The organism is Nonomuraea sp. NPDC002799 (genome assembly GCF_053592075.1).
On the sequence record NZ_JBSFVA010000027.1, the window covers coordinates 52,827 to 75,519 of the forward strand.

At 73.1% G+C, this 22,693-nt stretch carries 20 protein-coding genes; 10 read left to right on the plus strand and 10 right to left on the minus strand.

Annotation, left to right across the window (positions count from 1 at the left end):
• The first annotated feature begins 145 nt into the window (after positions 1–145).
• Together ACWD0F_RS36350 and ACWD0F_RS36355 are read left to right on the plus strand one after the other, a co-directional pair.
• Entirely contained in the window at positions 146–1,771 is a 1,626-nt protein-coding gene (locus ACWD0F_RS36350) for a SulP family inorganic anion transporter (RefSeq protein ID WP_449884189.1), read from the plus strand.
• A complete protein-coding gene (locus ACWD0F_RS36355) occupies positions 1,764–2,438 on the plus strand; it encodes a GAP family protein (RefSeq protein WP_449884191.1) in 675 nt (224 codons plus the stop codon). Before ACWD0F_RS36350 ends, ACWD0F_RS36355 begins: the two co-directional genes overlap by 8 nt.
• A 254-nt stretch (positions 2,439–2,692) precedes the next feature.
• Here the strand turns inward: ACWD0F_RS36355 and ACWD0F_RS36360 are convergent, their stop codons facing one another.
• From ACWD0F_RS36360 to ACWD0F_RS36385, 6 genes are all read right to left on the minus strand, one after another.
• Positions 2,693–3,394, minus strand: a complete 702-nt coding sequence (locus ACWD0F_RS36360) for an ABC transporter ATP-binding protein (protein WP_449884193.1) — start codon at positions 3,392–3,394, stop codon at positions 2,693–2,695.
• Positions 3,391–5,175, minus strand: a complete 1,785-nt coding sequence (locus tag ACWD0F_RS36365; protein ID WP_449884196.1) for a branched-chain amino acid ABC transporter ATP-binding protein/permease — start codon at positions 5,173–5,175, stop codon at positions 3,391–3,393. Before ACWD0F_RS36365 ends, ACWD0F_RS36360 begins: the two co-directional genes overlap by 4 nt.
• On the minus strand, positions 5,172–6,041 hold the full coding sequence (locus tag ACWD0F_RS36370; protein ID WP_449884199.1) for a branched-chain amino acid ABC transporter permease: 870 nt from the start codon (positions 6,039–6,041) through the stop codon (positions 5,172–5,174). Before ACWD0F_RS36370 ends, ACWD0F_RS36365 begins: the two co-directional genes overlap by 4 nt.
• A 1-nt stretch (position 6,042) precedes the next feature.
• Positions 6,043–7,185, minus strand: coding sequence for an ABC transporter substrate-binding protein (locus ACWD0F_RS36375; protein ID WP_449884202.1), 1,143 nt, complete (start codon positions 7,183–7,185; stop codon positions 6,043–6,045).
• Positions 7,186–7,284: 99 nt separating this feature from the next.
• Positions 7,285–9,000: a thiamine pyrophosphate-binding protein gene (locus ACWD0F_RS36380; RefSeq protein WP_449884204.1), complete on the minus strand. Its 1,716-nt coding sequence runs from the start codon at positions 8,998–9,000 to the stop codon at positions 7,285–7,287.
• On the minus strand, positions 8,997–10,445 hold the full coding sequence (locus ACWD0F_RS36385) for an aldehyde dehydrogenase family protein (protein WP_449884207.1): 1,449 nt from the start codon (positions 10,443–10,445) through the stop codon (positions 8,997–8,999). Before ACWD0F_RS36385 ends, ACWD0F_RS36380 begins: the two co-directional genes overlap by 4 nt.
• Positions 10,446–10,687: 242 nt before the next feature.
• Here ACWD0F_RS36385 and ACWD0F_RS36390 point away from each other — a divergent pair, with 242 nt between their 5' ends.
• The 7 genes from ACWD0F_RS36390 to ACWD0F_RS36420 all read left to right on the plus strand — a co-directional run bounded on the left by ACWD0F_RS36390 (position 10,688) and on the right by ACWD0F_RS36420 (position 17,979).
• Complete coding sequence (locus tag ACWD0F_RS36390; RefSeq protein WP_449884210.1) at positions 10,688–11,443, plus strand: IclR family transcriptional regulator; 756 nt, start codon at positions 10,688–10,690, stop codon at positions 11,441–11,443.
• 15 nt (positions 11,444–11,458) lie between these two features.
• Positions 11,459–12,616 (plus strand): CaiB/BaiF CoA transferase family protein, encoded by a 1,158-nt coding sequence (locus ACWD0F_RS36395; RefSeq protein ID WP_449884214.1) that lies wholly within the window; start codon positions 11,459–11,461, stop codon positions 12,614–12,616.
• Positions 12,613–13,353: a citryl-CoA lyase gene (locus ACWD0F_RS36400; protein ID WP_449884217.1), complete on the plus strand. Its 741-nt coding sequence runs from the start codon at positions 12,613–12,615 to the stop codon at positions 13,351–13,353. The genes ACWD0F_RS36395 and ACWD0F_RS36400 overlap by 4 nt, the downstream gene beginning before the upstream one ends.
• 159 nt (positions 13,354–13,512) lie before the next feature.
• Positions 13,513–14,463: a ThuA domain-containing protein gene (locus ACWD0F_RS36405; RefSeq protein ID WP_449884220.1), complete on the plus strand. Its 951-nt coding sequence runs from the start codon at positions 13,513–13,515 to the stop codon at positions 14,461–14,463.
• A gap of 56 nt (positions 14,464–14,519) precedes the next feature.
• Positions 14,520–15,290: a carotenoid biosynthesis protein gene (locus tag ACWD0F_RS36410; protein WP_449884223.1), complete on the plus strand. Its 771-nt coding sequence runs from the start codon at positions 14,520–14,522 to the stop codon at positions 15,288–15,290.
• The gene (locus ACWD0F_RS36415) at positions 15,278–16,732 is read left to right on the plus strand and encodes a phytoene desaturase family protein (RefSeq protein ID WP_449884226.1); all 1,455 of its coding nucleotides are present in this window, start codon (positions 15,278–15,280) and stop codon (positions 16,730–16,732) included. The genes ACWD0F_RS36410 and ACWD0F_RS36415 overlap by 13 nt, the downstream gene beginning before the upstream one ends.
• Entirely contained in the window at positions 16,729–17,979 is a 1,251-nt protein-coding gene (locus ACWD0F_RS36420; protein WP_449884229.1) for a glycosyltransferase, read from the plus strand. Before ACWD0F_RS36415 ends, ACWD0F_RS36420 begins: the two co-directional genes overlap by 4 nt.
• Here the strand turns inward: ACWD0F_RS36420 and ACWD0F_RS36425 are convergent.
• A complete protein-coding gene (locus ACWD0F_RS36425; protein WP_449884232.1) occupies positions 17,930–18,544 on the minus strand; it encodes a glycerol-3-phosphate acyltransferase in 615 nt (204 codons plus the stop codon). The genes ACWD0F_RS36420 and ACWD0F_RS36425 overlap by 50 nt on opposite strands.
• A gap of 22 nt (positions 18,545–18,566) precedes the next feature.
• Here ACWD0F_RS36425 and ACWD0F_RS36430 point away from each other — a divergent pair, with 22 nt between their 5' ends.
• The gene (locus ACWD0F_RS36430) at positions 18,567–19,205 is read left to right on the plus strand and encodes a spheroidene monooxygenase (protein ID WP_449884235.1); all 639 of its coding nucleotides are present in this window, start codon (positions 18,567–18,569) and stop codon (positions 19,203–19,205) included.
• An 8-nt stretch (positions 19,206–19,213) separates the two neighbouring features.
• Here the strand turns inward: ACWD0F_RS36430 and plsX are convergent, their stop codons facing one another.
• The 3 genes from plsX to ACWD0F_RS36445 are packed head-to-tail and all read right to left on the minus strand — an operon-like array spanning position 19,214 to position 22,628.
• Entirely contained in the window at positions 19,214–20,269 is a 1,056-nt protein-coding gene (plsX, locus tag ACWD0F_RS36435; protein WP_449884238.1) for a phosphate acyltransferase PlsX, read from the minus strand.
• Positions 20,266–21,165, minus strand: coding sequence for a phytoene/squalene synthase family protein (locus tag ACWD0F_RS36440; RefSeq protein WP_449884241.1), 900 nt, complete (start codon positions 21,163–21,165; stop codon positions 20,266–20,268). The genes plsX and ACWD0F_RS36440 overlap by 4 nt, the downstream gene beginning before the upstream one ends.
• On the minus strand, positions 21,162–22,628 hold the full coding sequence (locus tag ACWD0F_RS36445; protein ID WP_449884244.1) for a phytoene desaturase family protein: 1,467 nt from the start codon (positions 22,626–22,628) through the stop codon (positions 21,162–21,164). Before ACWD0F_RS36445 ends, ACWD0F_RS36440 begins: the two co-directional genes overlap by 4 nt.
• Positions 22,629–22,693 lie beyond the last annotated feature (65 nt).

The window sequence follows — 22,693 nt, forward strand, 5'->3', positions numbered from 1 at the left end:
GGAGTGGTAGGGGTGGGGTTGCTGGGGAGCTGTTGCCTTTCGCCTTGTTCGTGGAGATCGGCCCGATCCCAGTCATCGCGGTGATTGTCGTGCAACCGGCCATCGGCGCGCTGCCGGCCAGCGCAGGGCTGGGCGGTCTGCTGCCGTGACCTGGTTCGCCGCGGGCATGCGCGGCCCGCTGAGCTGGCCCAGGGAGATCACCGCCGGTATCACCCTCGCCGCGCTGGCCATCCCGCTCAACATCGGCTACGCGCAGATCGCCGGGCTGCCGCCGATCGTCGGCCTGTACGCCGCGATCGTGCCGATGCTGGTGTTCGCGCTGCTGTGCTCCTCCCGTCAGCTCGTCGCCAGCCCCGACGCGCCCATCGCCGCGCTGATCGCTTCCCTGCTCATCGCGATCGCCGCCCGCCCCGGCAGCCCGCAGTACGCGGAGCTCGCTTACGCCCAAGCGCTCGTCTGCGCGGTCGTGTTCCTGCTGTTCTACACCTTCAAGCTGGGCTTCCTGGCCAACTTCCTGTCCGAGCCCGTCCTGGTCGGCTTCATCGCCGGGCTGGCCGTCGAGATCCTCACCAGCCAGATCAAGAAGATCCTCGGCATCCACACCACCGCTGAGCGGTTCTTCCCCGAACTCTGGGAGATCATCACCAAGATTCCGCAGGCTCACCTGTGGAGCATCATCGTCGGCGTCGCGACCATGCTGGTGATCGCCACGCTGCGCAGGCTCGCCCCCGCACTGCCGGGCCCGCTGATCGCACTCGTCCTCGCCACCGCGGTCGTGGCCTGGGCTGGGCTCGACCAGCGCGGCGTCTCGGTTCTCGGCCACGTCCCCTCCGGCCTGCCGCACCCGCACTGGCCGCAGGTCACGCTCAGCCAGTGGGCCGCCCTCATCCCCGGCGCCATCGCCATCTGCGCCGTCACCCTGGCCGACGGCCTGCTCACGGCCCGCCGCTACGCCGAACAACACGGCTACTCCCTCGACGCCAACACCGAACTGCGTGCCTTCGGCCTGGCCAACATCGCCGCCGGGCTCACCCAGTCGATGACCGTCGGCTCCAGCGCCTCGCGTACCGCCGCCATGGACGCCACCGGCTCCCGCTCCCAGGTCCCCAGCGCCGTCTGCGCGATCGTGGTCGCCGTCCTGGTCGCCTTCCTCTCCGGCGTGCTCGCCTACCTGCCCAACACCGCCCTGGCCGGCATCGTCGCCGTCGCGGTGGTCCGGCTCATCGACGTGCGCAAGCTGGCCGAACTATGGCGGCTGCGCCGCTCGGAGTTCTGGATCGCCGCCGTGTGCCTGCTCGGTGTCCCCGTGCTCGGCTCTCTCACCGCCGTCATCATCGCTTTCCTGCTCTCAGCGGTGGACGTCGTACGGCGTGCCTCCCGCCCCAGCACCGCCACCCTGCGACCCGGCGAACACGGCCGCTACGTCCAAGGCCCGGCGGGCTCGGCCGAGGGCCCGCTCACCGTCTACCGCTTCGAGGGCCAGCTCTTCTTCGCCAACGCCGACACCTTCAAAACCGAGATCGCCCACCTGGCCGACCAGGGCGCCCGGTGGATCATCCTGGACGCCGAAGCCATCACCGACGTCGACACCACCGGCGCTCAGGCTCTCCGCGAAACCGCCGACACGCTACACGAACGCGGCGTCACCTTCGCCCTCACCCGCGCCACCACCGCCCTGCGCCACCTGCTGGCGCACTACGGTCTCGATCTGATCTTCTACGACTCCAACGAGGCCGCAGCCGCCGCCTACCACGGAAGTGACCATGGGTAAGGCGTTCGCCGACATGCTGCCCTTCACCCTCGGGCTGATCGTCTCACCGTTCCCGGTCGTGGCCGTCATCGCCCTGCTGATCAGCGCGGACGGCCGCGCCAAAGCCCTGCTCTTCGAGGCCACCTGGCTGATCATAAGCTGGTTCGTCCTGCTCCTCCTCATCACCCTGCTGGGGAGCCTCGGCGCCACCGCACACGCCAAGCCCGCTTGGCCGGCCTGGCTCGCCCTGATCATCGGCCTGCTCCTGCTCCTGATGACCATCGCCGGCATCCGCAGGGCCGCCCGCCGCAAACAAGGCAAAGCCCCCGAGGTGCCTCGCTGGATCGCCGCCATGGACACGATGACCACCCCCAAGATCATCGGCGTGGCGGCCCTGCTCATCGTGGCCAACCCGGTCAACCTCGCCTCCCTGGCCGGCGGCGCCATCGCCGCCGCCCAACAGCCCCTCCCCTTCGGCCGGCAACTCATCCTGGCCGCCGCGTTCGTCGTCATCGGCAGCATCGGCGTCCTCGCCCCCTACGCCACCGCACTCAGCGGAGGCGGCCAGCAGCGCCTGCAGCGCATGCGCGGCTGGCTCATCCGGCACAACGGCGCCCTCACCCTGCTCTTGATCCTGGTTTTCGGCGTGCTGTTCCTCGCCAAGGGCCTGCGCGGCCTGCTCAGCTAAGGGCCGGGCCGTTGCGGAGCAGGCGCAGCTTGAGCGCGAACAAGGTGCGGGTCATGCCAGCCACTCCAGCGGGCGCACCGGATCGGCGCCCACCAGCTCGACGAACCGCTCGTTCAGCGTCGAGCCTGCGGCCACCTCCTCCACCGGCCCCTCGACGTACTGCCTGAGCACCTGCTCGACGGAGTGGGCCGAGACCGGGTCGATCGCCCGAGCTCAGCTTGGACGATCATGTACGAAAGCGTGTCCGAGGGCCGTCACAGACCCAGATAGATGCGGCGGACCTGGGGATCGTCGCGGAGCTGGGCCGAGGTGCCGGTCGCGGCGATCTCGCCGTTCTCCATGACCAGGCAGGTGGTGGTCACGTCGAAGGTGAGCTTGGCGTTCTGCTCGACGAGCAGGATCGCCAGGCCGTCGGCGTTGAGCTGTTTGAGCACCGCGGCGATCTCCGCGACGAGGATGGGCGACAGGCCCATGGACGGCTCGTCGAGGAGCATCATCTTGGGGCGGCACATGAGCGCGCGGCCGACGGCGAGCATCTGCTGCTGGCCGCCGGACAGCGCGCCGGCCAGCCGGTGGCGCATCTCGCCCAGCACCGGGAACAGGTCGAACACCTCGTCGATGGGCGTGCGTCTCCAGCTAGTGGTGTACGCGCCGAGCAGCAGGTTCTTCTCCACCGTGAGACCGGGGAAGATGTGCCTGCCCTCCGGGACGTAGCCCAGGCCGTGCCGCACGAGGGTGTGCGGCGCGGCCCGCAGCAGATCCTGCTCGCCGAAGCGGATCGCCGTGGCCTGCCGGGGGGCCAGCCCCATGACCGCCTTGAGGGTGGAGGTCTTGCCCGCGCCGTTGGCGCCGATGATGCCGAGCGACTGGCCGGGCTCGACGCTGAAGGACACGTCGTGGGCGGCCCGGACACCGCCGTAGTGCACCGACAGCCCCTCCACGGTGAGAGTGGTCATCGTGTCGCCTCCTCGGCGGCGGTCTCGGTGGGGGCGGCCATGGAGTCGCCGAGGTAGGCCTGCACGACGGCCGGGGCGATGGCGACCTCGGCGGGCGTGCCGTCGGCGATCACCTTGCCGCCGGCCAGCACGGTGACCTGGTCGCACAGTGACATGACCAGGCCCATGTTGTGCTCGATCACCACGACGGTGACGCCCGCGTCCCTGATGGAGCGGACGATGTCGCCGAGCTGGCGGACCTCCTCGCCGTTCAGCCCGGCGGCGGGCTCGTCGAGCAGGAGCAGCGTGGGGGACATGGCCAGGGCGCGGGCGATCTCGATGCGCCGCTGGATGCCGTACGGGAGCGAGCGCGGGGTGGCGCCGGCGAAGTCGGCCAGGCCGAAGCGGCCGATGATCTCATCCGCCCGGGCGTCGAGCGCCCGCGCGTAGCCGAACACCTTCCACGGCAGGGCGGCGTAGCGCCAGATCCAGGCGGTCCTGGTGCGGTCCAGGCCGACCAGGATGTTCTCGCGCACGTTCAGGTCCTCGAACAGGCGCAGGTTCTGGAAGGTGCGGGCGACGCCCCGATGGGAGAGCCGGTACGGCGGCGCCCCCGTCACGTCCCGCCCGCCCAGCAGCACCTTGCCCGCGCTCGGCGTGTAGAAGCCGCTGACGATGTTGAACAGCGTCGTCTTGCCCGAGCCGTTGGGCCCGACGACGCCCCTGATCTGGCCGGCGGGCACGGCGAGCGAGACGTCGTCCAGGGCGGTCAGGCCCTTGAACCGCATCGTCACGCCCTGGATGTCGAGGGTGTTCCCGCCGGGCGCGGCATCGTAGGGCCGGAAGGGGCCCAGCCGCACCGGCGAGCCGCCGCCGCGCTTCGTGAGCAGGGCGCGGAGCTGGCCGGGCAGCCCGGCCAGGCCCTGGGGGGCGAAGACCACCGCGAGCACGACGACGAGCCCGTAGCCGAGCTGGGCGTAGGTGGCGGCGTCGAGCAGCGCCTCCCTGGCCATGGCCAGGCCGATGGCGCCGATGACGCAGCCGATGATGCTGGCCCGGCCGCCGATGATCACCATGGCCAGGAGGAGGAACATGTTGGCGATGTTGAACGATTCGGGGGCGACGAAACGGATGAGCCCGGCGTACAGGACGCCGGCCAGGCCGCCGTACAGGCCGGACAGCACGAACGCCGTCATGCGCAGCAGCGGGATCTCAGCGCCGAGCGCGCCGGCGGCCAGGTCGTCGTCGCGCATGGCGCGCAGCCGGCGGCCGAGCGGGGAGTGCGTGACGAACAGCGCGAAGGCCAGGGCGACGGCGAAGACGACGAGTTCGACGTAGTAGAAGAGGTAGCCGCTGGACAGGTCGATGCCGAACAGCGGCGGGACGGGGATGTCGCTGATGCCCTCGGCGCGGCCGGCGATGGTGGAGTTGGTGACCCAGTTGGTGAAGGCCAGGGCCAGGCCGAGGGTGACGATGCCGAGATAGTGCGACTGCATGCGCAGGGCGGGGATGCCGACGAGCGCGCCGAAGACCACGGCGGCTGCGATCGCGAGCACGGCGGCGGTCCAGAAGCCGAAGCCCGCCTCGGTGGTGAGGATGGCGACGGTGTAGGCGCCGACCCCGAAGAAGGCGACCTGGGCCAGGTTGATCTGCCCGGCCACACCCATGGTCAGGCCGAGGCCGATGGCCAGGATGGCGAAGATGAGGGCCACGTCCACGACGTGCATGGAGTAGCCGCCGAGGCCGTAGGGCAGGAGCCAGGCCGCGACGACGGCGAGGGCGATGAGGGCAAGTCTTTTCACGCGCGGTTCACCGTTGCCTCTCCGAAGATGCCGGTGGGCCGGATCATGACCACGAGGGCGAAGACCAGGAAGGTGACGAGTTCGGAGTATTCCTGGAAGTTGCCGGCGGCGAAGGAGTCGAGCAGGCCGAAGGCCAGGCCGCCGACGATGGCGCCGGGCATGCTGCCGAAACCGCCGAGCATGGCGGCGGCGAAGCCCTTGATGCCCAGGGTGCCGCCCATGGTGGGGTTGACGTAGAGCATGGGGCCGATGAGGCTGCCCGCCAGGGCGGCCAGGCCGGCGCCGATGGCGAAGGCCATGGCGTTGCTGCGGCCGACGTGGATGCCGACCGCGGTGGCGGCCTGGTGGTCCATGGCGACGGCCTGCATGGCGGCGCCGCGTTTGGTGCGCTGCAGGAACAGCGCGAGCAGGCCGGTCGCCGCCGCCGCGATGGCGATGACGAGCAGGTTGTAGGTGGGGATGCGGACGCCGGCCAGGTCGATGGGCTCGGTGGCGACGGGGGAGGGCACGGCGTGCCCGGTGGCCCCCCAGATCAGCACGGCGCCGGCTTCCAGGACGGCGCCGAAGCCGATCGTGCCGATCAGCATCAGGGTGAAGTCCTTGTTCTCCAGCGGCCGCAGGAAACGCTCGATGACCAGGCCGATGAGGCCGGTGACCGCGATGGCCACGACGATCGCGACGGCGAAGGGGAGCTGGGTGGCCAGGTAGAACGTCGAGGCGGCGTACGCGCCGATCATCACGACGCTGCCGTGGGCGAAGTTGACCAGGCCCATGGTGCGGTAGACGATCGAGAAGCCCATCGCGACCAGCGCGTACACCGCTCCGAACGTGACCCCGCCGATCAGGGTCTGAAGGAAGACCTGCACGTCAGCTCGCGGCCTCGGGAACGACCTTGCCGTCCTTGACCAGGCCGATCTTCGTGGCGTGGATGCCGACCCCGTTGGCGTCGTAGTTGTAGTCGCCCAGCAGCCCGGCGCGCTTGACGCCGCGGATGGCGTCGGCCAGCTTCTGCCCGCCCTCGCCGCCGGTCTGCTTGAGCGCCTCGATCATGATGGAGGCGCCGTCGTAGGCCTTGGCCACGTGCATGCGGGCGTCCTCGTTGTAGGCGGCCTTGTACTTGGCGGCGAAGGCCTTGATGGCGTCGCTGGCGTCGTTGCTGAGGTAGGGGGAGCTGACGATCGAGCCGTCGGCGTTCTTGAGCCCGGCCGTGGTGGCGTACACGTCGGTGCCCATCGGGGCGCCGCCGGCGAAGAGCGCCTTCAGGCCCAGCTCGCGCGCCTGCTTGGCGATCAGCCCGGACTGCACCTCTTCGGCGCCGATGAACAGCACCTCCGGGTCCTGCTCGCGGATCTTGGCGAGGTTGGAGTTGAAGTCCTTCTGGTCGGGGGTGACGACCTCGTCGGCCACCGGGGTGACGTTCCTGGTCTTCAGCGAGGACAGGAACGCGTCGTGCTCGCCTGAGCCGTAGGCGCCGTTGTTGCTGATCAGGGCGACCTTCTTGTTGCCCTTGTCGTCGATGAGGTACTTGGCCAGCGTCTCGTCGAAGGTGACGCTCGTGGGCGCGTTCAGGAACAGGAACGGGCTCTTGAGCTCGGCGAGCTTGGGCGACTGGCCCGAGGTGATGTTCGGGATCTTGGCGTCCTTGAGGATCGGCGCCATGGCCAGCGTCACGGCGCTCTCGGCGGTGCCGAGCATGGCGACGTAGCCCTCACTGGCGATCTTCCTGGCCACGTTCGTGCCGACGGTCGGGTCGCCCTGGCTGTCGAACAGGTCGAGCTTGATCTGCCGGCCGTTGATGCCGCCCGCCTTGTTGACCTCTTCGATGGCGAGCTTGACGCCCTTGTGCTCCCACTGGCCGAGCGAGCTGAGCTGCCCGCTCTGCGCGTTGACATTCGCGATCTTGATGGGGCCGGTGGCGGTGGCTCCGGTCTCGGCCTGCTGGCCGGGAGGAGCGCAGGCGGCGAGTGCTATCAGGGCCGCGGTTGCGATGGAGACTTTCGTGAAACGCACGGTTCACCTCGTAGGGGGGTGGTGAGATTTAATTCACGAACTAGTACGTTCGTTATAACGTCAGGGAGTCGCTGAGGAAATATCGAACGCGCAACGGTTTCAGTCGGTGAAGACGCCCTGGTAGATGTCCTTGATGTTCCAGTGCCCGGGCGTCGGAACGGGCTCGTTGACCATCGGGACGTCGATGAGCGCCGGCCGGCGGCTCGCGACGGCGGCCCGCAGCGCGACGCCGAACTCCTCCGGCGCCCCGACGGTGTGCCCGTCCAGGCCGCAGGCGCGGGCCAGCGCGGCGAAGTCCGGGCTGTACGGGAGCCCGCCGGGGCCGGTGAAGTCGCAGCCGTGGCTCCGCCCGAAGTAGGTGGACTGCAGGTCGGAGATCGTGCCGTGCGACCTGTTGTTCATGACCACGAAGACGACGGGGGCGCCCTGCTCGACGGCCATCGGCAGCGCCGGGAGCTGAGCCCCCATGCCGCCGTCGCCGATGAGCGCGACCACGGTCGCCTCCGGCCGGGCGAGCTGGACGCCGACGGCGGCGGCCGGCCCGAACCCCATGGTGGAGGCGCCCCCCGGGGTGACGAAGCGGCCCTCGGGCGGCAGTTCGTAGCACTGCGCGACACCGTTCTTGTTCCAGCCCACGTCCGTCACCAGCACGGCGTCCGGCGGCAGCGCGTCGCGCAGGTCGGCGAGGATGCGTTCGGGCCGGAGCGGGAAGTCCGCGCTCAGCCCCCGGCGCCTGCTGGCGGCGAACAGCTCCGACCTGGCCGCGTGGATGCGCCCGCGCAGCTCGGGGCGCTCGGCCTGCGGATGGGACTTGACGGCGGCGGCCAGCGCCTTGACCGCGAGCCGCACGTCGGCGACCGCTCCGATCGCGGCCGGATAGTTCCGGCCGATCTCGGCCGGGTCGATGTCGACCTGGATCAGCATGCTGTCGGTGAAGTCCCAGGTGTAGCGGGGATCCCACGAGCTGGCGTCGGTCTCGGCGAACCGGGTGGCCAGGGCCAGCACCACGTCGGCCTCACGGGCGTAGGTGTTGGTGAGCTCCAGCCCCCAGAACCCGGTCATGCCCAGCACCAGCGGATGCGCGTCGGGCACGGTGCCCTTGGCCATCAGCGAGTGCGCGATGGGCACGTCCAGGTGCTCGGCCAGCGCGATCAGCGCGCCGGCGTCCTCGCGCAGCCCGCCGCCGACGTAGATCAGCGGCCGCTCGGCCGCGGCCAGCGCCGCGGCGATCAGCTCGGCGGTGGCGGGCGGCAGGTCCGGCGGCGCGGCCCGGCTGATCGGCGGGTAGGGCGCCGCCGGCCGGGAGAAGACGTCCATCGGCACATTGACCAGCACCGCTCCCGGCCGGCCCGTCGTGGCGGTGAAGAAGGCCCGCTCCGTCACCCGGCCCAGGTCCTCGGCCCGGTGCACGCTCCAGGCCCGTTTGACGAAGGGCCGGAAGATCGACGTCTGGTCGGCGTCGGCGTGCAGGTTGACCTCCTGGTGCGGATGCCGGCCGTGGTAGTAGGAGGGGATGTCGCCGGAGATCACCACCAGGGGCACCGAGTCGAGCGCCGCCGTCATCACCCCCGTGGCGGCGTTGGTCAGGCCCGGCCCGACGTGCACGAGCAGCACGCCCGGCCGGCCCGAGGCGCGGGCGTAGCCGTCGGCCGCGTGCGCCGCCGCCTGCTCGTGGCGGGCGATGACGAAGCGGATGCGGCTGTCGGCCAGCGCGTCCAGGACGGCGATGTTGGTGTGCCCGCAGGTGCCGAAGACGTACTCGACGCCCAGCTCCTCAAGCTGGGCGACCAGCGCGTGGGCGGCCGTGGTGGTCACTGTTCTCCCCAGATCGTCAGGCCGCGCAGCAGCAGGGTCTTGGTCACGGTGAAGTCCTCGATCATCCAGCGGGGCGACTCGCGGCCGATGCCGGAGTCCTTCACGCCCCCGAACGGGACGTGGTCGAGCCGGAAGTTGGAGGAGCCGTTCACGACCAGGCCGCCGACCTCCAGCTCGCGCCAGGCGGTGACGATGCGGCGCACGTCGTGGGTGAACAGCCCGGCCTGCAGCCCGTACGAGCTGCGGTTGCAGGTCTCGATCACCTCGTCGAAGCCGTCGTAGGGGAGCACCGCGACGAGCGCCCCGAAGACCTCCTCGCGCACCACCCGCGCGTGCGGCGGCGGCCCGGCCACCACGGTCGGCGCCATGACCGAGCCGGAGCGCTCGCCGCCGGTCGTGACCGTGGCGCCGTCGCGGACGGCCTCCGCGGTCCAGGTGACCACCCGCTCGGCGGCCGCGTCGTCGACCATCGAGCCGACGTCCGTGCCGGGGTCGAGCGGGTCGCCCACGGTCAGGCCCTTCACCTCGGCGGTCAGCGCGGCCACGAACTCCGCCAGCCGGGCGCGCTGGACGTACACGCGCTGGACGGAGATGCAGCTCTGGCCCGAGTTGCTGTAGCCGGTGCGCGCGCACACCCGGGCGGCCTCGGCCACGTCGGCGTCCTCGCACACGATGGTGGCCGCGTTGCCGCCGAGCTCCAGCAGCACGCGCTTGGGCCCGGCCGCGTGCGCCACCGCGTGCCCGGCGAGCACGCCGCCGGTGAAGCTGACCACGGCGATCTCCGGCGCGGCGCACAACCGGGCGCCGACGTCGCCGCCGCCGTGCAGCACCTGGACCGCCTCCATCGGCATCCCGGCGTCGAGCAGCAGCGCCACCAGGGCGGTGGACACGGCCGGGGCCTGCGGCGGCGGTTTGACGATCGTGGTGTTGCCCGCGGCGAAGGAGGCGGCGAGCTTGTGCGCCAGGAGGTTGGCCGGGGCGTTGAACGGCGTGATCGCCAGCACGGGGCCGGCGGGGGCGCGCTGGGTGAGCGCGGTGTTGCCGACGCCGCGCGCCCAGCCCGCCACCGGCAGGACCTCGCCGCCGATCGCCCGGGCCTCGGCCGCCGAGACGGCGAAGGTGTCGGCCACCCGTAACATCTCGCCGCGCCCGTCCTTGAGCGGCTTGCCGAGCTCCAGCGCCAGCAGCCGGGCGAACTCCTCGCCCCGGGCGGTGACCGCGGCGGCGGCGCGTTCCAGGATGGCGGCGCGGGTGGCGGGCGCCAGCCGCGCGACCGCCTTGGCCGAGCGCCGCGCGTAGCTCAGCGCGGCGCCGATGTCCTCGTCGGTCGCGGTACGGGCCCGGCTGACGGTCTGCCGGACGTAGGGGCCCATGCGGTCGGAGCTGGGGCCGTCGGTCACCCACTTTCCCGCGATCAGGCATCCCGCTTCGTGGACTGCGTTCATGGAGACTCCGTGAGAGATCCGCTGGACGGTTCTCGCGAACCGCACTATGGATTTTCTCAAGGTATGAGGGCGGCCGAGGTTCTGGCAAGAGGGTTGGCGATTCCGCACAGTGGTGCGTATGGACCGTGCAGCGGACTGGGTGTTACGGTAGGGCCGACCCCGCGACCTGCGGCGCGGCCGGTCGTGCCGACCACATGAGAGGGTGAGCGGCGAGTTCACCTTCGACGCAAAAGTGAGGACCCGTGTCTGCTGAAGACTCAGGTGGCGTGCGCAGCGTCCAGCGGGCGTTCGACATCCTGTCCCTCATCACCGAGGACCGCCGGACGCTGACGATCCGGGAGGTCGTCGACGAGACGGGCCTGGCCAAGACCACGGCGCTGCGCCTGCTGCAGACGCTGGAGCACCTGGGCCTGCTGTGGGCCACGCCGAAGGGCTACGCGGCGGGGCCGGCCCTGTGGCGCTGGGCGCACCTGGCGCGCACCGCGTGGGAGCTGCCGCCCGAGACCGTGCAGCTCATGCGGGAGCTGGGGGCCCGGCATCGGGAGACCGTCAACCTCTACGTGCTGCGTGACACCCACCGGATCTGCATCGCCCAGCAGGAGAGCCCGCAGCCGCTGCGCCACGTGGTGCGGGTCGGCGACGAGCTGCCCCTGTGGGCCGGCGCCTCCTCCAAGATCCTGCTCAAGGACGCGCCGGAGCGGCTGCTCGCGCGCGTCGCCCGCTCATCGCCGCACCGCGAGGAGCACCTGGCGCGGCTGCGGGAGTGGATCGCCCAGGCCGCCGGCGACGGTTACGCGGTCAGCCACGGCGAGCGCGAGCCCGGGTTGTCGGCGGTGGCCGTCCCCGTGACGGGCGCCTCCGGCGCGACCGTGGCGGCGCTCACGCTGAGCGGGCCCACGGTCCGCTTCGGCGACGACCGCGTCCAGGAGTTCGCCGCGGATCTGCGGGAGGCGGCCAAGCGCATGTCGGAGCGCGGGTTCGACCATCCACTGACCTGACCCTATGGAGCGTGAATGCAGCAGTTGCCACTGGACGGCGTCAAGGTCGTGGACCTGACCAACGTCCTGGCCGGGCCGTACTGCAGTTACCAGTTGATGTTGTTCGGCGCCGAGGTGGTCAAGGTGGAGATGCCCGGCGTCGGGGATCTCGCCCGGCGGCTCGGCCCGGACCCCGAGCTCAACAGGGACCGGATCGGCGCCTCCTTCCTGGCCCAGAACGCCGGCAAGAAGTCGGTCGAGCTCGATCTGAAGAGTCCCGAGGGCCGGCGGGCGTTCGAGACCATGGTGGCCGGCGCCGACGTCCTGCTGGAGAACTTCAGGGCCGGCGTGCTGGCCAGGCTCGGCTACGACTGGGACGCCCTGCGCGAGCTCAACCCCGGCCTGGTCTACTGCGCGATCTCGGGCTTCGGCCAGAGCGGGCCGATGAGCGGGGCCCCCGCCTACGACCAGATCGTCCAGGGCCTGTCCGGCATGATGAGCATCACCGGCACCCCCGACACCGCGCCGCTGCGCGTCGGCTTCCCCATCTGCGACACGATCGGCGGGCTGATGGCCGCCCTCGCCGTCTCCGCCGCCCTGGCCGGGCGGCAGCGCACCGGGACGGGCTGCTTCCTCGACCTGTCGATGCTGGAGGCGTCCCTGTCGGCGATGGGCTGGACGGTGTCGAACTACCTGGTCAGCGGCGTCGAACCGGAGCCCATGGGCGACCAGAACGCCACGGCCGCGCCGTCGGGCACGTTCGAGACCGCCGACGGGCCGCTGAACATCGCCGCCAACCAGCAGGCCCAGTTCGAGACGTTGTGCCGGGTCGTCGGGCGGCCCGACCTGCCGGCCGATCCGAGGTTCGCCGGGCGCGAGTCGCGCAAGGCGTACCGGCAGGCCCTCAACGACGAGCTCAACCAGGCGTTGCGGACCAAGACCGCGCTGGAGTGGGAGGAGCTGCTCTCCCGCGAGGGCGTGCCCGCCGCCCGCATCCTCACCGTGCCGCAGGCGCTCGCCCTCGACCAGCTCGGCCATCGCGGATTCCTGGCCGACGTGCCGTTCCCCGGCGGCGGCGAGCGGCGGGTGCCCGTCACCGGCAACGGCGTCATCGTGGACGGTGTCGCCCTGCGCCCGCGCGGCCCCGCGCCGCTGCTGGGCCAGCACAACGACGAGTTCGGGGTGGCGTCATGAGCGAGGTGGCCGACTGGTGGGGGACCGCCGTGTCGCGGATCGAGCCCGACCTCATCGAGCTGCGCGGCAGGCCCGTGCAGGAGCTGATCGGGCGGGTCGGGCTGGCCGAGATGATCTGGCTCATGCTCCGCGGCGACCTGCCGGACCCGCGCCGGGCGGCGCTGCTGGAGGCGGCGCTGGTGTCGTCGGTGGACCACGGGCCGCACGCGCCGTCGATCGCGGTCGCCCGCATGGCGATCACCTGCGGGGTGGGGCTCAACAACGCCGTCGCCACCGGCGTGAACCTGCTCGGCGACGTGCACGGGGGCGCGGGGGAGCAGTGCGTCGAGCTGCTCGGCGAGATCGCCCGGGAGGGCGACCCGGCGGCCGTGGTGGCCCGGTGGCGGGCTCGCGACAAGTACCTGCCGGGGTTCGGGCACCGCTTCCACCGCCGCGATCCCCGCCGCGACCCGCTGCTGGGGCTGGTCTCCGAGGCCGTGGCGGACGGCGTGGTCGCCGGGGCCCACCTCGCGGCCGCGCTGGCGGTGGAGGAGCTGATCGCCCCGGTCCCGATGAACATCGACGGCGCCACCGCCGTCGTCTACGCCGAGCTGGGCTTTCCCGCGCCGCTGGCCAGAGGGCTGTTCGTGCTCAGCCGCAGCGTCGGGATCCTCGCCCACGCCTGGGAGGAGGCCGGTCAGGGGCGGCGGAACAAGGGTCCGATCCCGCCGGCCATCCTGCCGACCTGGCTTCCCTAGCGGTCCGCTAGGTGGATCGCCAGATCCATGCAACGGACGCACCATAACCGCCGGCCGGCCGTGAAGCAAGAGCTTGTCCGGGTGCGGGCCGCTGGTTACGCTCAGACCTCATAGTGGACCATCCGATCCACGTGATGGATCGAAGCACGCGAGGTGCCCATGCGCGTCAGACGTTCCCCCCTCTCCATCGCGGCCATCGCCGGCGCCGCGGCGCTCCTGCTCACCGTCACCGCCCCCAGCTCCGCCGCCTCCCCGGAAGGCGCGCGGAACCTCGGCGACCCCGACTACGGCGTCTGCAGAGGCACCGACCCGCGCTGCTACCACGACTGGGGCAACTTCGACCCCGCCGAGGGCTACCGCCTGCTCGTCTACAGCCGCACCGCCGGACCCCGCCACGCCCACCTCGGCACCCCGCTCGGCCCCGGGCTCAACCCGCCGCTGGGCGACGACAACGTCGCCGTCAAGGCCCTGCTCAAGCTGGGCCAGGAGAACGGCTTCGCGGTCGACTACACCGAGGACGTCACCCAGCTCTCGTCGGCCGGGCGGCTGCTGCCGTACAACGCGGTGATGTTCCTCAGCACCACGCGCGACACCCTCGACGACGCCGCCCAGACCGCGCTGCGGCAGTACATCCGGGCCGGCGGCGGCTTCGCCGGCGTGCACAACGCCTTCGGCACCGAGTACAACTGGCCCTGGTACGAGGGCCTGCTCGGCAACGCCAACTTCTACGACCACAGCGCCAACCAGCCGGGCACCGTCGTCACCGTCGACCGGCGCGACGCCTCCACCCAGGGCCTGCCGCAGCGCTGGGCCTTCTCCGACGAGTGGTACAACCTCGTGCCCTATCCCACCCGCGTCCGCGTGCTGGCCGAGGTGGACGAGGACACCCTGCCCCGGGGCGTGCGCGGCAGCCTCGGCCACCCCGGCCACGGCGACCACCATCCGGTGAGCTGGTGCCAGTACTACGACGGCGGCAGGGCCTGGCTCACCACCCTCGGGCACGACGTCAAGGCGTGGACCGACGAGCCGATGGACGGCGACCAGCAGTTCGTCCAGCACCTGCTGGGCGGGGTCAAGTCGGTGCTGGGCATGGCGCCGTTCTGCCGCTGACCCAGCCCGCCGTGCCCGGATGCATCCGCTGAGGCCGAGCTTCCGAAAGACAGGGCGTGGGTGAGGCGCGAAGCGTACGGGTGCGGCCCGTGGCGGCCGTCCCGGCGCGGACGCTCGGGACGGCCGCCCTGGTGGCCATGGTGTGCTGCCAGGTCAGGTCCGGGCTCAGCCCGGACCCGGCCGCGTTCACCGGCCTGATCGTGGTGCTGCTCGCGGTCGCGGCGACGGGCTTCGCCGCCGCCGCGTGGGGGCCGGCCAGGGCGGCCGCCGGGTTCGGGGCGGCGGTGTCCGCCGGATACCTGGCCGAGCTGGCCGGCGTGCTGAGCGGGTTCCCGTTCGGCGACTACAGCTACACCGACGTGTTGTGGCCGCGGCTCGGCGGCGTGCCCGTCGTGGTGGCGCTGGCGTGGGGCGGCATGGGCCTGGCCGCGTACGGGGTGGCCGCCGCCGTCGCGCCGCAGGACGGGCGGGCCCGCGTGGTCGTGGGCGCGCTCGCGCTGACCGCGTGGGACCTGTTCCTCGACCCGCAGATGGTCAGGCTCGGCCTGTGGACGTGGGCCGAACAGGGCCCGTACCGGGGCATCCCGCTGAGCAACTACGCGGGCTGGCTGCTGGTCTCGGCGCTGGTCATGCTGCTCCTGCGGCGGATCGCCCATGACGCGCCGCGGGCCCGCGGCCTGGTGGCCGTCTACACCACGATGGCCGTCATGGAGACGGCCGGCTTCGCGGCGGTGTTCCAGCCGCCGGACCCGCTGGTCGCCGCGGCCGGCGGGATGTCGATGGGCGCGCTCGCCGCGCTGGCATGGGGGCGGTCATGGCAGAGGTGACGGTGATCGGCGGCGGCGTCGGCGGCATGGTGAGCGCGCTGCTGCTCGCCAGACAGGGCCACCAGGTGCGGCTGTACGAGCGGCTGCCGCGGCTCGGCGGCAAGCTGGCCGAGCACCGCCGCGACGGATTCACCTTCTCGCTCGGCCCGTCGCTGCTCACCATGCCCGGCCTCTTCCGCGAGCTGGGCCTCGACCGCGACCTCGTGCAGCCGGCCGAGCTGTGCCGTTACCGCTTCGCCGACGGCAGCACCCTCACCGCCCGCCGCGACCCTGAGCGCATGGCCGCCGAGGTCGAGCGGCTCGCCCCTGGACAGGGGGCGGCCTGGCGGGCCTTCTACGCGTGGGCCGACGGCTGCCTGCGGGCCGCCGGCCACACCTTCTTCGCCGGGCCGCTCGGCCGCCCGCCCCGCGAGGCCCGGCTGCGGGACCTGCTGGCCGTGGCCCCCGCCAGCAGCCTCGACGGCCTGGCCCGCCGCTTCTTCCGCGACCCCCGCCTGCGCCAGTACGTCGGCCGCTACGCCACCTACGCCGGGTCCAGCCCGTACCGCGCGCCCGCCGCGCTCGGCTGCGTCCCCGCCCTGGAGCACGGCCAGGGCGCCTGGTACGTGCCCGGCGGCCTGCCCCGCCTGGCCGACGATCTGGCGATCATGCTGAAGGCCGCCGGCGTGCTGGTGCACCTGTCCACGCCGGTCGCCGCCGTCCTTTCCGCCGGCGGCCGGATCACCGGCGTACGCCTGGCCGGCGGGGAGAGCGTGCCCGCCGACGTCGTGGTGGCCAACACCGACGCCGCCGAGCTCTACGGCCACCTGCTCCCGGACCGGCGGCGCTTCCGGCGCCTGGCCAGGCTGGGGTTGTCGTCCTCGGCGTTCCTGCTGCTGGCGGGCGTCGAAGGGCGGACCCCCGGGATGACGCACCACTCGGTGGTGTTCTCCGGCGACTACGAGCGCGAGTTCGCCGACATCTTCGACCGGCGCGAGCCGCCGCGCGACCCGACCGTGTACATCGGCTGCTCGGCGGTCGACGATCCCGCGCAGGCGCCCGCGGGGATGGAGAACTGGACGATGCTGGTGAACGTGCCCGCCCGCGATCCGGGACGGTGGCGGACGGGGGTGGCGGCGTACCGGGATCTGGTGCTGGAGCGGCTCGCCGCCCGCGGCCACGACCTCGCCGGCCGCCTGCGCTTCGTCGACGTCTTCACCCCGGCGGACCTGCGCGACCGGTACGGCGCGTGGGGCGGGGCCATCTACGGCAGCGCCTACCGAGGGCGGCTGGCGCCCTTCGCGCGGCCCGGCAACCGGGGGCCCCGTCGCGGGCTGTACCTGGTCGGCGGCACCGCCCATCCGGGCGGCGGGCTGCCGATGGTGACGCTGGGCGCCCGCATCGTCGCCGACCTCGTCCGCGCGGACTTCGGCGACCTCCGGTCGGACAGGGGATCGCGGTGAGCAGGCGCGTGGGCGATGCGCGGGCGCCGGCCGGGAGGGGACTCGCCGTCGCGCGGGTGGTTGCGGCGGGCGTCACGGTCGCGCAGGCGGTGGCGGCGGGCGTCGTCGTCGCACGGCTGGCGCGAGGCCGGCGACGGCTGCCCCGTCTGCGTCCCGTACGCGGGGCGCGGGGCACGATCTCGGTGGTGATCCCGGCCCGCGACGAGGCGGCCAGGATCACCCCCTGCCTGCGCGCCACGCTCGCGGACCCGGCCGTCACCGAGGTCATCGTGGTCGACGACGGCTCCGGCGACGCCACGGCCGAGATCGCCGCCGCCCTGGGCGCCACCGTCCTGACCGGCGAGCCCCTGCCGGCGGGCTGGGTCGGCAAGCAGTGGGCGCTGCACCAGGGCGTGGCCGCCGCTCGCGGGCAGGTGGTGGTCACGCTGGACGCCGACGCCCGCCCGGAGCCCGGCCTGTTCGGCGCGCTGGCCCAGGAGCTGACCGAGCACGACCTGGTGAGCGCCGCCCCCCGGTTCGCCTGCGACGGCGCTCTCGAACAGGCCCTGCACGCCTCGATGCTCGCCACGCTGGTCTACCGGTTCGGCCCCGTCGGCCCGCGGAACCCGCCGCCGCCGCACCGCGTCATCGCCAACGGTCAGTGCCTGGCCTTCCGGCGGGCGGCGATGGCCGAGGCCGGCGCCTTCGAGGCCGTACGCGGCAAGATGACCGACGACGTGGCGCTCGCCCGGTTCCTGGCGGCGCGCGGCTGGCGGGTGGGCTTCCTCGACGCGGGCGCGCTGCTGGAGGTCGACATGCACGACTCGACCGCCGAGTTGTGGCGGGAGTGGGGCCGGTCGCTGCCGCTGCGGGACGTGACCGGGGCGCGATGGCAGGCGGCCGACCTCGCCGTCATCTGGCTGACGGCGGCGCTTCCCGTCCTGCGCCTGGCCGCCGGCCGCCCGACCGGCCTGGACGCGGCTCTGCTCACCGTGCGGCTCCTGCTGGCCGGCGCCTTGCGGGGCAGCTACACCCGGCCTGGCGCCGGATTGTGGTGGTCGCCGCTCCTCGACCCCGCCGCCGCGCTCCGCCTCACCCAGGCCACGCTCCGCCCGGTCCGCACCTGGCGCGGCCGCACCTACCCGCCCAGGCCCGAGACGTCCGTCCCGTCCTCAACCGCGACGTCCGCCCCGTCCCGGCCCGCGACGACCGCGCCGGTCAGTGGCGGCGGGAGGCCAGGGCGGCCTGGCCGAAGCGCAGGCCGATGAGGCACATCAGCGCTCCCGTGGCCGCCACCAGCTCCACCGGGACGAAGAGAAGCTGCAGCGCCGGCACGCCGAACACGGCCACGCGGGCGCCGACGGCGAACGAGCGCAGCGCCAGGGCCACCGCCACCAGCACCATGACCGCGAGAACGAACGCGGGCGGGCAGATGACCGCGACCCCGCCCGCGAACGTCAGGATCGACCGCCCGCCCCTGAACGCCGCGAACACCGGCCAGGCGTGCCCCGCCATCGCCGCCGCCACCGCCAGGTACACCGGCACGACGCCGGCGCCGGTCACCACCCCGGCCCCGGTGGTGTGCGCACCACTGGCCAGCAGGGCGAACAGCCCGGCCAACGCGCCCTTCAGCAGGTCACCGGCGAACACCGGCGCGGCGGTCCGCCAGCCGAGCCGCTCCTTGACGTTCCAGAAGCCGGGATTGCGGTCGCCGACGGCACGCGGATCGAAGCCGTGCCCGCGTGCCAGCAGCACCGCCACCGGGATCGACCCGAGCAGGTAGCCGACGATGACCGACACCACCGCTACGACCATCGCTTCATTCCATCTCATCCGATACGACACCATGGACGCGATGCGCCACATGGCCTTCGACCGCCCGCTGCTGCGGGGCACCGCCGGGCTGACGTTCTGGCGGCTGCTCGGCACCGGGCGCGGGCGCTCGATGTCGCTGGGCGCGGACCTGCGCCGCTGGGCGCTGTTCGCCGTCTGGCGGCAGGAGGCGGACCTGGAGGCGTTCCTGCGGGACTCGCCCATCCCGGCCCGGTGGCGCGAGGAGGCGCACGAAGGCTGGCAGGTCCGCCTCGCCCCGCTCGCCTCGCGCGGAACGTGGTCGGGCCGCGCCCCCTTCGGCCGCCTGGCCGCCCGGCGCGCCGCCGCCGGCGGCCCCGTCGCCGTGCTCACCAGGGCGTCGATCAGGGCGCGCCGCCTGGTCGCGTTCTACCGGTCGGTGCCGCCGGTGGACCGGCTGCTGCGCCGGCAGGACGGCTGTCTCGCCTCGGTCGGGATGGGGGAGTGGCCGCTGGCCAGGCAGGCGACCTTCTCCCTGTGGCGGGACCAGGAGGCCATGCGCCGGTTCGCCTACGAGGACGACGCGCACCTGCGGGTGACCGCCCGGGTGCGTGAGCACGGCTGGTACGGCGAACAGCTCTTCACCCGCTTCACGCCCTACGCGAGCGAGGGCCGCTGGAACGGCGCCGACCCGCTCGCCTGACCGGCCCGTCACACCGGCTCCGCCGAGGCCACCTGAACCGGGGTCGCTGGACCCGGGGCTGCCTGAGCCGGGGTCGCTGGAGCTGGAGCCGCCTGAGCCGGGGTCGCTGGAACCAGGGCCGCCGTCACGGCGACTCCGGCGAGGGCGTGGGCGACGACGCAGGCTCTGGCGATGGTGTCGGAAGTGGAGGAGCCGTGCGCGATGATCACGGTGCCGCGCAGGCCCAGCAGCGCCGCGCCGCCGTGGGTCTGCGGGTCGTAGCGGCGTGCCACCCGGGCCAGCTCGCCCGGCTCGGCGATGCCGGCCTGGGCGACCATGGTGAGCGCGGTGCGTACGCAGCCCTCGACGTTCTTCAGCACCACGTTGCCGGTGAAGCCGTCGGTGACGATCACGTCCACGACGCCGGACAGCACGTCGTGCCCTTCGATGTTGCCGTGGAAGCGCAGCGGCAGCGCCGACAACAACTCCTCGGCCCTCCTGGCCAGGCGGTTGCCCTTGCCGGGCTCCGAGCCGATGGACAGCAGCCCGGCCACGGGGTCGGGCACGCCCAGCACGGCCCGCGCGTACCCCGCGCCCAGCAGCGCGAACTGCGCCATCATCTCCGGGGTCGGATCGGCCGTCGCGCCGGCGTCCACGAGCACGCTCGCGCCCCCGGCCAGGTTCGGCAGCGCCACGGCGAGCGCGGGACGCAGCACGCCTTCGGCGCGCCCGATCTCCCGTACGGCCTGCGACACCACGGCGCCGGTCGAGCCGGCCGAGACGAAGGCGGCGCCCGCCCGCCGCCGGATCAGGCCGCAGCCCACCGCCAGGCTGGTCCCGGGAACGCCCGTTCCGGCCGCGCCCCGCTCCGCCATGGGCACCACGCCCGGCGCGTGCACGATCGCGAGCTCGCCCTCGGCGCCGTGCCGCGCGAGCTCCGCGCCGATCGGCTGCTCGCGTCCGACCAGCACGACGGGCACGCCGTGCGTACGCCACGCGGCCACCGCGCCCGCCACCGTCTCGGCCGGGCCATGATCGCCGCCCATGACGTCGAGCACCACCGCACGGCGCCGTTCCCGGGTCACGGCAGTTCCACCCGGACCCGGCGTTCGACGCGGCCCGCCTCGGCGGAGGCCAGGAGGTGGCGGGCGAAGGCGGCGGCCTTGCGGCGGCGCGGGACCCGTACCCGCCGGGCCAGCACCTCGAAGTCGCCGCGCTCGATCTCCACGAGGATGCCGCCGTACAACTCGTACGCCGCCCGCACACACGGCCGCGACGAGGCGACGAGCAGCTCGATGCCGGGCGCGGCGGCACGGTAGTGGTCGCGGGCCCGCCCGGCCTCGAAGGCGAGCAGGTCGCGCACCGCCGGCCCGGTACGCCGGCGCCCCAGATCGGACGGCTCGACGCCGAACTTGGCCAGGTCCTCGGACGGCAGATACACCCGCCCCCTGGCATGATCCTCGGCCACGTCGCGCAGGAAGTTCGTGAGCTGGAACGCCAGCCCGAGCTGCCGGGCCGGCTCGCGCGCCGCCTGCTCCCGGCCGGGCCGCGGCTCCAGCACCGGCAGCATCATGGCGCCGACGACGGCGGCCGAGCCCTCCATGTAGCCGAGCAGGTCGTCGTAGGTGGCGTACGCGGTGACGGACAGGTCGGCGCGCATCGCCGCGAGGAAGGCGCCGACGTCGCCGTGGCCGATGCCGAAGGAGCGCACGGTGTGCAGGAACGCGGGCAGCACCGGATCCTCGACGGGCTCGCCCGCCAGGCCGCGGGCCGTCTTGGCGCAGAGATCGTCGAGCGCGGCCCGCCGGTCGGCCGTCATGGTGAAGGAGTCGACGATCTCGTCGGCGTAGCGGGCGAAACCGTACAGGGCGTGCACGTGCCGGCGCTTCCACGCCGGCAGGAGCAGCGTGGCCAGATAGTACGAGCGGCCGTAGCGGGAGTGCAGCCGGCGGCAGCGTTCGTAGCTCGCGGTGAGGGTCAACGGCTGTCCTTCAGTACGCGTTCGGCGGCGAGCCGACCGGAGATCAGCACCGGGGGAACCCCGACGCCTGGAGCGGTGTGCATGCCGGCGAAGTGCAGCCCGGGCACCCGCCGGGCGGCGCCGGACGGGCGCAGCCACGCCGTCTGGGTGAAACGGTGGTCCAGCGCGAAGGGGGTGCCCGCGCTGTGCCCGAGCGCGGCCCAGGCGGGCGGGTCCAGGACCAGGCGCGGCGCGCCCGACAGGTCGCCGTAGCCCAGCGCGGCCAGGCGGCCGAGCAGCCGCTCCTCCAGCCGGGGCCGCAGCGCCGTCCAGTCGTCGCCGTGCAGGTTGGGAGCCGGCTCCAGGACGCTGAGCGTGGCGTGGCCGGCGGGTGCGGCGTCGAGGTCGGAGGTGGGATGGGTGACGAGCAGGCTCGGGTCGGGCTGCGGCCGGCCCGCCTCCAGAGCGGCGAACGTGGTTCGCCAGTCACGGCCGAAATGCACCGTGTGGTGCGCCTGCCCGGCGAGCGGCCGGTCCAGGCCGGCGTGGACGACCAGGCAGGAAGGCGCGTACCGGGGCCGGCGCATCCGCCAGTCGGCGGCTCGTCCCGGCAGCAGCAGCCGCTGGGCCGCGAACCTGTCGCAGGCGACGATCACCTGGGCCGCGGGCAACCGTTCGCCGTCCGCCAGCAGCACGCCGGTGACGCCCGCCGCGTCGGTCTCGACCGTGCGGGCGCGGGTGCCGTACCTGAGCTGCGCGCCCAGCTTCTCCAGCAGGGTGGCCATCGCGGCCGGGATGGCGTGCATGCCGCCGCGCTCCGGGAAGTACACGCCGCCGACCGTGTCCATGTGCGCGATGACGGCGTAGATGCCCAGGGCGCGCTGCGGCGACAACCCCACGTACAGGGCCTGGAAGGTGTGCGCCATGATCAGCCGCTCGTCGGTGAGGTGGCGCGCCGCCAGGCGGTCCAGCCTGCGGAAGCCGCCGAGCGCCGCGATCCTGGCCAGGGCGCGTGGCCTGGCCAGCGCGCCCGCCCTGGTCATGTCCGCGTCGATGAACGCGGGCCACTCGGCGTCGAACAACTCGCCGAGCAGGCGCCGGTAGCGCAGGTAGCGGCCGGCCTCGGCGGGCCCGCAGAGCTCGCGTACCTGCTCGGCCATCGCCTCCCGCTCCGGCAGGACGTCCAGCCGCGACCCGTCGTGGAAGGTGAGCCGGTAGGCCGGGTCCAGGCGGCGCAGCGGCAGCCAGTGCCGCAACTCCTCCCCGGCGGCGCCGAAGATGCCGGCGAGCACGCCGGGCATGGTGAGCACGGACGGGCCGACGTCGAACCGGTACGGGCCGGTTCGGGCCGTGCCGCAACATCCGCCGGGTTCGTCCCTGGCCTCCACGATGACGACCTCCCGCCCGGCGGCGGCCAGGCGGATGGCCGCCGCCAGCCCGGCCAGACCGGCGCCGATCACGACGACAGCACCACGTCGCGGCATCAACTGCTCCTGTCGATCGTGAGAACGGGACGGCGCATCGAGTGCTCCTGCGGGGTCGCCGGGAT

What these genes read in the sequence shown, in the direction of transcription:
- ACWD0F_RS36405 (WP_449884220.1), top strand. Translation starts at nt 13,513, where the DNA reads ATGCGCGTCAGACGTTCCCCCCTCTCCATCGCGGCCATCGCCGGCGCC.
- ACWD0F_RS36425 (WP_449884232.1), bottom strand. Translation starts at nt 18,544, where the DNA reads ATGAGATGGAATGAAGCGATGGTCGTAGCGGTGGTGTCGGTCATCGTC.
- ACWD0F_RS36360 (WP_449884193.1), bottom strand. Translation starts at nt 3,394, where the DNA reads ATGACCACTCTCACCGTGGAGGGGCTGTCGGTGCACTACGGCGGTGTC.
- ACWD0F_RS36400 (WP_449884217.1), top strand. Translation starts at nt 12,613, where the DNA reads ATGAGCGAGGTGGCCGACTGGTGGGGGACCGCCGTGTCGCGGATCGAG.
- ACWD0F_RS36385 (WP_449884207.1), bottom strand. Translation starts at nt 10,445, where the DNA reads ATGAACGCAGTCCACGAAGCGGGATGCCTGATCGCGGGAAAGTGGGTG.
- ACWD0F_RS36395 (WP_449884214.1), top strand. Translation starts at nt 11,459, where the DNA reads ATGCAGCAGTTGCCACTGGACGGCGTCAAGGTCGTGGACCTGACCAAC.
- ACWD0F_RS36355 (WP_449884191.1), top strand. Translation starts at nt 1,764, where the DNA reads ATGGGTAAGGCGTTCGCCGACATGCTGCCCTTCACCCTCGGGCTGATC.
- ACWD0F_RS36430 (WP_449884235.1), top strand. Translation starts at nt 18,567, where the DNA reads ATGCGCCACATGGCCTTCGACCGCCCGCTGCTGCGGGGCACCGCCGGG.
- ACWD0F_RS36445 (WP_449884244.1), bottom strand. Translation starts at nt 22,628, where the DNA reads ATGCCGCGACGTGGTGCTGTCGTCGTGATCGGCGCCGGTCTGGCCGGG.
- ACWD0F_RS36415 (WP_449884226.1), top strand. Translation starts at nt 15,278, where the DNA reads ATGGCAGAGGTGACGGTGATCGGCGGCGGCGTCGGCGGCATGGTGAGC.